Consider the following 12196-nt stretch of genomic DNA (forward strand, 5'->3'; position numbering starts at 1 on the left):
TATGGGTTAAAAAAGTAATGTTTTTTAGCACGATATATTTTGCGTCCCCCGGCGTTTTATCTGCCGTTATTCTGCAAACTTACGCTGGCGCACAAACTGGAATACCATCGCGAAAAGCAATACCAGCCCTATCGGTACCAGAAAGCAGATAACCTGCCATTTTGTTTTTTCTTTTTTGATTTTTTCGGTGTCCAGCAACCGGAGCGCGAGCTCTTTATTCCGGCTTTCCATGATACCGCTTTTACCGCTTAGATATTCGAGACAGTTAAGAAAAAACTCTTTATTGGCAAAGGCGAAGCCGGGGTTAAACTCATTAATGCCCATTTGCAGCGGACCATCTTTGCGGGATATCGCATTAGCAATAAGGTCACCATCGCTGACGATGATCATCTTATTAGCCGTAGCTGCTGTTTCCCGGAAAGGATAGCCGCTTACCTGTTGAAAAGCCGCCATTGTGGCCTGGTCCAGCCGGTTGCGGAACAGTGAGGTGAAATGCCCCTCCAGCAATACGGCGGCTGGAATATGCTGCTCACGGTATTCCCGGATATTGGGCTTTGTTTTTACAATGTCCCAGCTAACCTGTGCCGGTATACGTACACGGCGACTGCTGCGGGAGGTGGTAAGCAGGATGGTTTTCTTTACCCCTTCCACCTTAACAGTGTCCATAGAGCTGACAAAGCGGCTCAGCACCATATCCATATTTTTTACAATAGGATGGGCGCCGGTAGGTGTTAGCATCGGGAAATAAGGGAATGGCACCGGTTGTATCTGTGGCCTGTTGCCCACATTGCCCACTACCAGTGGCACAATATCGGACTGCAGGTCCTGCACAAGGTCCTGGTTGATGCGCACGCCGTAACGGAATAACAGGTCTTCCAGGTTCAGGCCTCTGTCAAATGCCAGGAATTCCGGGCGCTGATGCAGGCTGTCCATAGCGGCATTGGTTTCATCGAGAAACCACAGCACTTTTCCGCCATTCATAACATATTGATCGATCTTTAATTTGTCCTGATCGCTGAAAGCCGCTGCGGGCTTGGCAAACAGGATGATATCGAAATCATGCGGGATAGCAGGAACGGATTGCAGGGTCAGTGTATCCAGTCCATAACCGGATTGCAGCGTGGTGAGTGCATCATATACTTCGGCGCCCAATGATTCACCGTGGCCCAGCATATAGCCTACCAGCGGCTTTTTCTCTTCCTGCAATTTGCTGATGGCATTGGCAAACTGGTATTCCAGCAAGGATTCCGAGCTGTTCATGGTTTGCATGGGGTCCTGTCCGCCCTGATTTTTCAGCAGGTTCACGCCAACTGTTTTCCCCTTGTAATGTACCAGGGCGCCGGGAAAGATGAGTTTTTCGGAATAGCCCTCGTTGGCATCTTCCTGTACTTTCATGTTAAACGGCATAATGCCCTGTGCCGTGAGTTCGCTGAAGAACTTCATGCGGGAGGAGTCTGAAAGGCCCTGCCCGGGATTGATGAAAGTAACACGGATATTTTGTTTGCCGTATTCACGGAATTCATCCAGCAGCTCCTGTGTAGACTGGGCCAGCTGTTTGAAGGTGGCGGGATAATCCCCTTTCAGGAACACTTCAATATCTACGGGGCTGTTGAGCTTCCGGAGCTGCTGTTTAGTGCCGCTGGTGAGCGTATATCTTTTTTCAGCAGTCAGGTCCCATCTGCCGTGGAAGTAGGCCGCGGCTATGTTCACACCAATAAGTACCAGGATAATGACCAGTGCCCGCTGTATATATTTTTTTCGTTTAGCCATACTGTTTATATTAACCGTTCTGCCAGAGTTTTCTTTGTAGGGATAATTTGGTGAGATACAACATCAGGCCGATGACGCTGATAAAGTAAATGATATCGCGGCTGTCGATGACACCCCGGCTGATAGAGGTGTAATGGAAGCGGATACCGGCCATTTGCAGGTAATAGTCGGCGCCGCCGCTGAAGGTGGGTATTTTACTGAGAGCATCGAAGCCGTTGTAAAAGATATAGCTGGTGAAAACGGCGATCAGAAAGGCGATCATGGCATTGGCAGTAAGCGAGGATGCCCACAGGCCGATAGCGGTGAAAACTGCTCCCAGCAGGAACAGGCCGGTGTAGGCTCCCAGCATGCCGCCGTTATCGAGCTGTTGAGGGTTTATGCTCAACTGCCGCACGGCGATATAATATACTACCGTTGGTACCAGGGAGATGCCTACAATAAGCAGGCTGCCCCAGAATTTGCCCATTACAATCTGCCACCAGCTGAGTGGTTTGGTGCTCAACAGCTCCATGGTACCGGTTTTGAACTCATCGGCAAAACAGCGCATGGTGATGGCGGGTATAAGCAGCAGATAGATCAGTGGAGCAAGGTTGAACAGCGGGTCCAGGTTGGCGTAACCGGTATCGAGCAGGCTGGTGTCCGGGAATACGAATAGGAACAGGCCGTTTGCCAGTAAGAACAGCACAATGGCCACATAACCGGTGACGCTGCTAAAAAACTGGTTTATCTCTTTCTTAAAGATGGCAAGCATGGACAGTTGTGTAAGGATTAGGATACATAAAAATACAAATATATAAGATTATGGTTGCCGGGAAGAAAATCATGGATGTGCCCAGGAAGCGCTATCCCGGAGATGTCCTTCCTGGTACATTTCCCAGAGGGGGCTTTGTGCCCGCAACTGCTGAACGGTACTGGTCACGGTACGGATAGCATAATCGATTTGTTCGTCTGTGGTGAACCGGCCCAAGGCGAAGCGCAGAGAGGCATGGGCGAGGTCGTCGCCGATACCAAGGGCTTTCAGCACATAGCTGGGTTCCATAGAGGCTGCCGTGCAGGCGGAGCCGGAAGAGAGTGCAATTGTTTTGTTGAATCCCATCAGTAAGGTGGTGCCTTCTATATATTTAAAGGAAATATTCATCACATGCGGCAGCCGGTGCTCGACAGAACCATTCACATAAGCATGTTCTATTTGTAATAACGCATCCTGGAGGCGGTTTCGCATGAGCGACAATCTTTTTGCATCAGATAACATCTCCTGTTGGGCCAGTTCGCAGGCCTTGCCCAGCCCTACGATACCGGGCACGTTGAGGGTGCCGGAGCGCATACCTCTTTCATGGCCGCCGCCGTCCATCTGGGCGGTGAGTTTTACCCGCGGATCGCGGCGCCGTACGTACAGCGCTCCCACGCCTTTGGGCCCGTACATTTTATGGGCGCTGAGGGTGAGCAGGTCAATATGATCGTTGAGTACGTTCACCGGTATTTTGCCAACAGCCTGGGATGCATCGCAGAGATAAATGACGCCGTGCTTTTTAGCGATGGCGCCTATTGCCTCTACCGGATGGATGACACCGGTTTCATTATTGGCGTACATAAAGGCGATGAGGATGGTCTGCGGGGTGATGGCTGCTTCCAGCGCTGCCAGATCGGGAAGGCCTTCACTGTTGACCGGAAGGTAAGTCACTACTGCGCCCTTTTTCTCCAGATGTTTGCAGGTGTCCAGTACAGCTTTGTGTTCGGTCTGACAGGTGATGATATGATTGCCTTTCGCGGCGTAGGTCTCAAAAACGCCTTTGATGGCGAGGTTCACCGCCTCAGTGGCGCCGGAGGTAAATACAATCTCCTGGGGTTGCGCCCCTATCAGCCGGGCTACCTGCTCACGGGCCTGGTCTACGGCTGCTTCCGCTGACCAGCCAAAAGCGTGGCTGCGACTTGCCGCATTACCAAACATCACGGTGAAATAGGGCAACATGGCTTCCAGTACCCGCGGATCGCAGGGGGTGGTGGCGTTGTTGTCCAGGTAAACGGGCAAGTCTAACATATTCTCTTTATTTTTTATATCATCTCCCAAACAATCCAAATCTACGACATAAGTTCTATTTTTACCGGGTTAAGAAAGACAGTAATTAATCATACCGGTAAAAGAATTTCCCATGTTAAAAGTAGAGCATATCGGGATTGCAGTCACATCCCTGGACGTGTCTATCCCGCTATTTGAGAAACTATTGAACACTCCTTGTTATAAAAAGGAGGAAGTAAGCAGCGAACAGGTTCAGACCGCTTTTTTCCAACAGGGTGAAACCAAGATAGAATTATTGGAGGCCACCGGGCCAGATAGTACCATTGCTAAATTTCTGGCTAAAAAAGGAGAAGGCATGCATCATATCGCTTTTGAAGTGGCGGATATTTATGCGGAAATGGCCAGACTGCAGCAGGAGGGCTTTGTTTTGCTGCAGGAAACACCCAAAAAAGGGGCTGATAATAAGCTGATTTGCTTTCTACACCCCAAAAATACGAACGGAGTCTTGATCGAAATTTGTCAAGAGATCAAATAACGAACTAGTTATATATACTAAAATTTAATAATTAAATTTATTTTAATTTTTTTTCCATTTTAGCAATCCAAACAGATCATGTGATACGTAGATAACATGAGTGACCCCGAAAGGGACCCAAAAAGACCAAAATCAGAAAGAATAAATGCCCAAAAATTTTTGACTTTTTTGAACAAATATGTTTTCTGATACGTTATCTCAATAAAAGACAATCAAAAACAAAAAATAAAAAAAGACAGATCCTTTATTTAACTCAAGATATTATAAAACTTATAGTTAATATATGCTGTAAGTTTTCACGATTACTCTAAAGTTGGCATAGGTTATGAACACCTGCGGGTTTTTTAGCTTGCAGGTCTTTTTTTTTAGCTAACTCCACACCTTCTCATTTCGTCTCCTTTAGCATTTTAAAAGAAACAAAAATTCAAAAAGGGCGGATAGTTTAATAGAATATCTAAGATGGCAATAAAAGCAGTTGATGAATTTAGTTCGCTACTAGATTTAATCAAAGCTGCATTACAGATTACTATCGTTGTTGCTGGTACTTTCCTGATGTACCTATAGCCACTGCATGTAAGCGCTCAAGGTATTAAACGCATTTGTTTTCAGAATATTGTAACTGTGATAGACATGATTTTTGCTGATTCGCCTGATGTGCGAAGATTGACAGGAAGATCAATAGCTTATTATATAAAGGCCCCTGCTGATAGCACAGCAGGGGCCTTTACTATTTAGCTGATAGAAAAATCACTGGTTAAATTGATCCTCGCACATCAGGCGAATCAGCAGAAATCATGACCATCATTAGTTGAAGATATACCGGATACCCACTTGTCCCTGCCAGCGGGAAAGCGTGTTGGTATTGTCTCTCCAGGAATTGCTAACGGGGAGTTGGTTGTCCTTGTCCTGATAAGGGAAAGAGAAGGCCGGTGCAGCAGTCGGTTTGCCGGTAGCATCGCGGAGCTGTCCTTCATATTTCAGGAAGTTAGGCACGTTGGCGATCTGGTAAGTACCCCATCTTCTGTTGAGCAGATTACCGAAGTTGATGATATCAAAAGTAAGGCGCAGCGTGTGTTTGTTTTTCTGTTTGCCGCTGAATACGAAGATATCCTGTGTGATGTTCAGGTCCATACGTTTGAAGAACGGTAATACCACCGCATTACGTTCTGCATATTGTCCGCGGTGATGGCTCAGGTAATCATCCTGTTTGATGAAATTGTCCAACTGATTCCAAATAATACTTTCACTACGTTTATCCGCAGGGTTGCTGGCGTCAAAGTTTTTATCACCATAACCTACCGGTACCAGTTTGATATCATTTTTGGTAGCCGGAATGAAGATCAGGTCATTGTTACCGCCGGAGCCGTCATTATTGAGATCACCATTGTAAGTGTAGGAAATGGCGCCATTGGGTGCGGCTTCAAACACCATACCGATAGAGGTGGCGAAGTGCTTCGCCCAATTGAAACGGTAAGTGGCTGCGGCAATAATGCGGTGCGGCAGATAGTAGTTGGAATAACCGAGAGAAGCATCATTAGGATCGCCGCTTACGGGGCGGTCACGCCAGTTGCCCTGTGCAATGGTACCGCCATCATTGATAGAGCGTGACTTGCTGTAGGTATAGGCTGCGCTCAGGTACAGGTTAGGCAGGTTTTTCTGCACCTGTAATGTTACGAAGTAAGAATAGCCTTTGCTGGTATTACGCATGAGGATAGCGTCGCTGATATTCGGATTACCGAGACTGGTGCCTGCACCGTAAATTTTAGTGCCGCTGTAGCGCAAACGATGGTCCGGCGTGCTGTCCAGCTGAAGGCCGGTAGCGGGCAGGTTCACATTCTGGAAGTACACGGCATTGATGTCTTTGGAGTAGTTACCTTCCAGTGTGGCAACGATGCCCCAGGGCAGCTGACGGTCTACTGCCAGTGTTGCTTTCAATACCTGCGGATATTTGAAGTTAGGATCAATCACCGCAATGTTGTATTGTTTGGATGGCTCTGTTGTTACTACGCGATACTTGCCCGGGTCTGCATTGAATGCATATGGAATAGTAGGATTGTTGGCATCCGTTTGCGCAACAAAAGACCCGAATTGCACGCCGTTGTTGCCTGCCTGGTTGCTCAGCCATACCGCTGGCGGAGGACCGGAGAACAGGCCAATGCCGCCACGTACCTGCGTTTTGCCATCATGCGTAGCATCCCAGTTAAAGCCGATGCGCGGAGAGAACATCGGTTTGGTTTTAGGCGCACTGCCTACATCCAGATGAATGCCATCGCGGAAAGTCAGCGTTGTCAGCGAATCGTTTCTGCTGAAAGTGCTGCCGATAACAGGAACGTCTATACGTAAACCATACGTCAATGTGAAATGATTGGTGATGCTCCATTTGTCCTGGATGAAAGCGCCCAGCTCCAGCTGGTTGATTTTAGCATACGGGAAGGAACCATCTTTGGTAGTGGTATAAGACAGTGCATAACGGGATGCTGTGAGCGCACCGGTTTTCGCGCTGGCATAAAAATCTGTCATCGAGTTGAAACGGTAGTTGCCCATATAGTTGGGTGCAAAACCATTCAGAAACGTTTTATAATAGTTCTGCGTACCGATAGTGATTTCATGTTTACCACGATAAAGGTTATAGATATCGGACAACTGGAACACGTTTGTGTTCAGTTTATTGTTGTAGGTAAATGGCTCATAACCGAAAGCAGTGTAGCTGTTGCCTTGTCCGTCGAGGATATCCACCAGCGGGAATTCTTTGGCAGACAATGGCGTTCTGAAATCGCGCATAGCAGAGAAGCCTACCTGCAATTTGTTGGAGGCGCGGTTGCCGATGCGGGTGTTCAGTTCTGCAATGAAGATATTGAAGTTGTTGTTGATCGTATATCCGCTGCCGCTGAAAGGCAGACCGGTATTGCTGGGCTGACGGCCTGCTCCCGGTGCACCGCTGTTGCTGGCGGGGATATCTTTGTAGGACTTCAGGTAGTTGTACTTGAAAGTAAACGTATTGTTTTCGTTTACGTTCCAGTCAATTTTAACCGTGATTTTATCGCTGGAAGTGCGGTAGGTATAACCCTGGTAGTCACCGGGGTTATACTGGTAGTTGTCGATCAGGAACTGACGCAGTGCATTCAGCGTATCGGCTACCGCCCTGGAAACGTTGCCGGTAGCGGGTGCGCCGGCTTTGCTGTTAGCTACGAGGCTGGTGGCCGGAGCGGTGATCCTTTCCTGTTCAGCGCTGACGAAGAAGAACAGTTTGTTCTGCATGATTGCTCCACCGGCGCTGAAACCACGCAGGTTGTAATCGAAAACAGGTTTGGTGACGGTCGTATTGCCTACTTTCAGGCCCTGCAGTCCGGGTGACTGAATATAAGTGTACACAGAACCCTTGAACTGGTTGGTGCCGCTTTTAGTAACGCTATTGATACCGGCGCCGGAGAAGCCGCCTTGTTTTACGTCATAGGGAGAAACGTTTACCTGTATCTGTTCCAACGCTTCGAGGCTGATAGGCTGAGAGGCAGTCTGGGAGCCAAGTGTAGGCTGCAGACCGAAAGAGTTGTTAAAGTTGGCGCCATCAACCGTGATGTTGTTGAGCTGATTGCTTCTGCCGCCGATATTAAGACCGTTGGCCGAAGGAGTGAGTTTGGTAAAGTCCTGCATGGAGCGGGTGATAGTAGGCAGACGGTCCATCTGCGCACGGGTGATCACTTCCTGGCTGCCGGTGCGGGCTTTGTTGATTACTTTGCTTTGTGCAGCGGTTTTCACCACAATTTCATTCAGCGTGCTGGTACTTTGTTGCAGCTTGATGTCTGCCTTGTATTCCTGTCCCAGCTGGAGGAATATGTTTTCCCGTTTTTCATCTTTGAAACCGATGTAGGAAATAGTGAGCACGTAAGGGCCGCCCACGCGGAGGTTAGGCAGGTTAAAACGTCCATCTTTACGGGATACGGTCACATAACGTGTACCAGTTGGCTGATGCAGGGCAACGATACTGGCGCCAGGCACGGGACCGTCGCCACTACCAATGATGCCGGCAATGTCAGCGGTGGTTTCCTGGGCAAAAATCAAAGCAGGGATTAGCAGTATGCAGACCAGCATACATAGGGTTTTACACCAATTGTTTTTGTGCATTACGATTCAGATTTTGGGCAAATATCAAATGAGAAATAATAGCATTAAAAATAATACAATTATGAAATCATTAATATTTCGCCCAAAAAAATCTGTACAAAAAAATTACGCGATTACTTTTTCCATACCGGTGCTGCGGGAACCTTTGATCAGTATATGTGTGTCCTGAAACTGTTGTTGCTGGAGCCATTTGGCGGCTTCGGCTGAGTTATCAAGATATATGTAAGGATGGTTGACCTTTTTAAAATCACCGCCCACTAACACCACCGCTTCCCAGTGGTGACGTTGTAAGTGTGCTACTAACGCTTCGTGTTCCTTAACGCTGTCTGCGCCCAGTTCCATCATGGCACCCAGCATCAGTACTTTTTTAGGTGACGCGATGCCTATAAAGTTGTCGATGGCGGCTTTCATGCTGGAAGGGTTGGCATTGTAGGCATCCATGATGATGGTGTTGGTGCCTTGTTGCATGACCTGTGAACGATTGTTGGACGGCGTATAGGCGGCGATGGCAGGACCGATTTTTTCTGCCGGCACTTTAAAGTGGCTGGCTACAGCCACTGCGGCCATCACATTAGGGAAGTTATAAGCGCCGGTAAGTTTGGTTTGTATAAATCCGATGTTATCGTTGGCTACCTCAACACCGAGTAGTGCTTTGTCTGTTTCAGGGGCGCCGGTATAATCGGCGTTTTTGCTGCCGTAGGTGATCACATGGGAGATGCCTTTGCTCATTTCCATGAGATAGGGATAGTCGTTGCAAACGAATACGGTACCGCCGTTGGCGCGCAGGTAATCGTACAGTTCTCCTTTGGCGATGCGGACACCTTCTTCGCTGCCGAAGCCTTCGAGGTGGGCTTTACCGATATTGGTGATGATGCCGTGTGTAGGCAATGCAATAGTGCAGTAGCTGGCGATCTCTTTCTGATGGCTGGCGCCCATTTCAATCACGGCTATTTCCACATCAGGCTTGATGGCCAGGATGGTCAGCGGCACCCCGATATGGTTGTTGAGGTTGCCGATGGTAGCGAAAGTTTTGAAGCCGGCAGACAGGGCGGCATTGACCAGCTCTTTCGTAGTGGTTTTACCGTTAGTGCCGGTAATGGCGAGGAAGGGAATGTTTAATTGTTTCCGGTGCCATAATGCGAGCGCCTGTAAGGCTTCCAGTACGTTATCCACCAGCGCCATTTTGTCTGGCTGCGTGTAATACGCAGCTTCGTCCACCACGGCGAAGGCTGCACCCATTTCCAGGGCTTTGGCAGCAAATTCGTTGCCGTTGAAATTGTCTCCTTTCAGGGCAAAGAAAATATCATTCGGTTGCAACTTGCGGGTGTCTGTCTGAATGCTGCCATGCTGCAGATAGATATGATAGATTTGTTCTATGGTCACGAGTGGAAGATTTTCTGCAAAATAACAACTAAATCCAAATAGTGTAACCCTGGCAACCCATTCACTGCATCTTTCGTATCAGATACAGGTTCAATAAACTATTATGAAAAAGAAAACCCATCTTTTGTTGGCGGGAGTGATCCTGCTGGCAGCCTGTAAAAATGAACAGGCGCCGGCTCCGGTGATCCCGAACGAGGGCCTTGACTGTAAAGTAGCCCGTATTGTCACCACTTATGTGTATCAGGCCATGCAGGTCAACTGTACCTCCCGCGGATGCCATACCGGCAATATACCACGGGGCCGCGCAGATTTCTCTACCCCGGATAACCTGAAGGCCTACATTACAGCGTCCCGGGCGGTTTTTATACAACGTGTTACCAGCGCTCAGGCGGATATGCCGCCATCACGTTTCCCGGCATTGTCGAAAGGCATGAAAGATTCCATCGCCTGCTGGATAGAACGCGGTATGCCAGATCAGTAAACCCAAATCTTTTGCTCATGAAAAACCTGTTCCTTCTTTTCTCTTTGGTGATGATCACCAGTGCGGTATCAGCGCAGGATGTTTTCTCCTGCAAGAATACCCGGTTCTCTTTCTTCTCGTCAGCGCCGCTGGAAGATATAGAGGCTAAAACCGACAAAGGTGTGTCCGCTATCAATGTAAAGACCGGCGCCATTTATTTTAAAGTACCAATCGCTTCTTTCCAGTTCAGGAAAAAGCTGATGCAGGACCATTTCAACCAAAATTATCTGGAGAGCGACAAATACCCGTTTGCCGAATTCAAAGGGAAAGTGGTGGAAAACACAGACTTCAGCCGCAATGGCACCTATGAGGTGATCGTGGAAGGTACGCTGAACCTGCACGGGGTGGACAGAGCCTACCGCGAAAAAGGCACCATCACCGTGAAAGACGGTAACATCACGGCCGGCTCTACTTTCAACATCCGCGTGGCAGACCATCGCATCGATGTGCCCTCCATGGTGGTGAAAAACGTAGCAGAGATAGTGGCCGTAACAGTCAATGCGGTATATACTGCGGCGGTAAACCGGTAATCCTTCTAATCATTATTTAAACATACCCATGAAAATTATTGCTTTTCTGTTGCTGTGCACCAGCATCAGCGTATATGGCCAGGCCCAGCAGGACCTGAGCCACCTCTTCGATTCTACCGGTCCTGCACATCCGAAAGTGTTGTATACTTATAAAGGTACCCGTATCATTATGGGGCATTCCACGGACATGCTGCGCAAACATGAGCTGGACTTCCGGGTGGATCACCGTTTCGGCGACCTGGCCGGTGAATTCGGCGGCGCCAAAACATTCTATGGCATCGATAATTCCACCGATATCCGCATAGGGCTGGAATATGGTATCAGCGACCGGCTGATGGCGGGCCTGGGCCGCTCCAAAGGTTCCGGGGACCAGCATCAGCTGATAGACCTGCTGGTGAAATACCGGCTGGTAGAGCAAACACAGGATAGCCATGTGCCGGTGTCTGTGGCCATACTGGGCACAGCGGTCATGTCCTGTATGACATCAGAAGAAGACCCGCATAAGGCCGCCTGGTTTGGCGATGCATCTGACCGGATGAGTTATGTGGCGCAGGGTATTGTGTCCCGCAAGTTTGGTAACAAGCTGGCGTTTTCACTGTCCCCCACCTATGTTCACCGCAACCGCGTAGGTTATACGGACATGAACAATCTTTTTGCCCTCGGCGTGGGCGGCCGGTTGAAGGTGTCCAAACGGATCGGTATCGTGGCGGAATACTTTTATCCGTTCCGTTCACAGGCCAGCCGTGACTATTACAAATCGCAGGGCATCACTTTCTACAACCCGCTGGGCGTGGGACTGGAAATAGAAACCGGCGGGCATGTGTTCCATATCAACTTTACCAATTCCACTGCTATCCAGGAAACGCAGTTTATTCCTGAAACCACCACATCGTGGTTACAGGGGCAGTTCCGCTGGGGTTTCAATATTTCCCGTAGATTTACGTTATTCGGGAAAAAGGATTGGAAAAAATAAGATGTAGCATACAAGTTGATTCCGGACTGGCCCGCATTGCCGCGAAGGTGATGCGGGTAAAGGCAGTGGCCATGGTACTGGGGCGCACCATACATCTATATGGGGCGTCCCGGTTGGAGTTTCTGTCAGACATTGCCTGGGTCCGGCATGAGGCCTGTCATGTGATGCAATACCAGCAATATGGCATGATAGGTTTCCTGACACGGTATCTGTATCAATCTGCCCGGTGGGGGTATTATCACAATCCGCTGGAAGTGGCCGCCAGGAAGGCAGAAGCTGACCCGGGCATTCTGGAAGGAATAGAAATTATTTAAAAAATCGTTAAAGTGTTGCGAAAAATATAATT

At 48.7% G+C, this 12196-nt stretch carries 10 protein-coding genes; 5 read left to right on the plus strand and 5 right to left on the minus strand.

The genetic code is table 11. The features are described from left to right. Positions 1–66: 66 nt before the first annotated feature. The 3 genes from gldG to HHL17_RS05565 form a co-directional block, all read right to left on the minus strand. Entirely contained in the window at positions 67–1770 is a 1704-nt protein-coding gene (gene gldG, locus HHL17_RS05555) for a gliding motility-associated ABC transporter substrate-binding protein GldG (protein ID WP_169223769.1), read from the minus strand. 10 nt (positions 1771–1780) lie between these two features. Continuing rightward, entirely contained in the window at positions 1781–2521 is a 741-nt protein-coding gene (gene gldF, locus HHL17_RS05560; protein WP_169223770.1) for a gliding motility-associated ABC transporter permease subunit GldF, read from the minus strand. A gap of 69 nt (positions 2522–2590) precedes the next feature. Continuing rightward, positions 2591–3808, minus strand: coding sequence for an IscS subfamily cysteine desulfurase (locus tag HHL17_RS05565; RefSeq protein WP_169223771.1), 1218 nt, complete (start codon positions 3806–3808; stop codon positions 2591–2593). A gap of 112 nt (positions 3809–3920) precedes the next feature. Between HHL17_RS05565 and mce the strand changes: the two genes are divergently transcribed. Next, positions 3921–4322 carry a methylmalonyl-CoA epimerase gene (mce, locus tag HHL17_RS05570; protein ID WP_169223772.1) on the plus strand — a complete coding sequence of 134 codons (402 nt, stop codon included), beginning with the start codon at positions 3921–3923 and terminating at the stop codon, positions 4320–4322. Positions 4323–5126: 804 nt separating this feature from the next. Here the strand turns inward: mce and HHL17_RS05575 are convergent. Beyond that, positions 5127–8411 carry a TonB-dependent receptor gene (locus tag HHL17_RS05575; RefSeq protein ID WP_240975096.1) on the minus strand — a complete coding sequence of 1095 codons (3285 nt, stop codon included), beginning with the start codon at positions 8409–8411 and terminating at the stop codon, positions 5127–5129. A 138-nt stretch (positions 8412–8549) separates the two neighbouring features. Beyond that, on the minus strand, positions 8550–9827 hold the full coding sequence (locus HHL17_RS05580) for a UDP-N-acetylmuramoyl-tripeptide--D-alanyl-D-alanine ligase (RefSeq protein ID WP_169223774.1): 1278 nt from the start codon (positions 9825–9827) through the stop codon (positions 8550–8552). A 103-nt stretch (positions 9828–9930) separates the two neighbouring features. On the opposite strand from HHL17_RS05580, the gene HHL17_RS05585 reads away from it, so the two are divergent. The 4 genes from HHL17_RS05585 to HHL17_RS05600 are packed head-to-tail and all read left to right on the plus strand — an operon-like array spanning position 9931 to position 12164. Further along, positions 9931–10308, plus strand: a complete 378-nt coding sequence (locus HHL17_RS05585) for a hypothetical protein (protein WP_169223775.1) — start codon at positions 9931–9933, stop codon at positions 10306–10308. Between the two features lie 17 nt (positions 10309–10325). Beyond that, positions 10326–10877, plus strand: a complete 552-nt coding sequence (locus tag HHL17_RS05590) for a YceI family protein (protein ID WP_169223776.1) — start codon at positions 10326–10328, stop codon at positions 10875–10877. Positions 10878–10905: 28 nt separating this feature from the next. Further along, positions 10906–11850 carry a DUF5777 family beta-barrel protein gene (locus tag HHL17_RS05595; RefSeq protein ID WP_169223777.1) on the plus strand — a complete coding sequence of 315 codons (945 nt, stop codon included), beginning with the start codon at positions 10906–10908 and terminating at the stop codon, positions 11848–11850. After that, positions 11838–12164: a DUF4157 domain-containing protein gene (locus tag HHL17_RS05600; RefSeq protein ID WP_169223778.1), complete on the plus strand. Its 327-nt coding sequence runs from the start codon at positions 11838–11840 to the stop codon at positions 12162–12164. The genes HHL17_RS05595 and HHL17_RS05600 overlap by 13 nt, the downstream gene beginning before the upstream one ends. The last annotated feature ends 32 nt before the right edge of the window (positions 12165–12196 follow it).

The organism is Chitinophaga fulva (assembly GCF_012927205.1).
In the GTDB taxonomy this organism is placed as follows: domain Bacteria; phylum Bacteroidota; class Bacteroidia; order Chitinophagales; family Chitinophagaceae; genus Chitinophaga; species Chitinophaga fulva.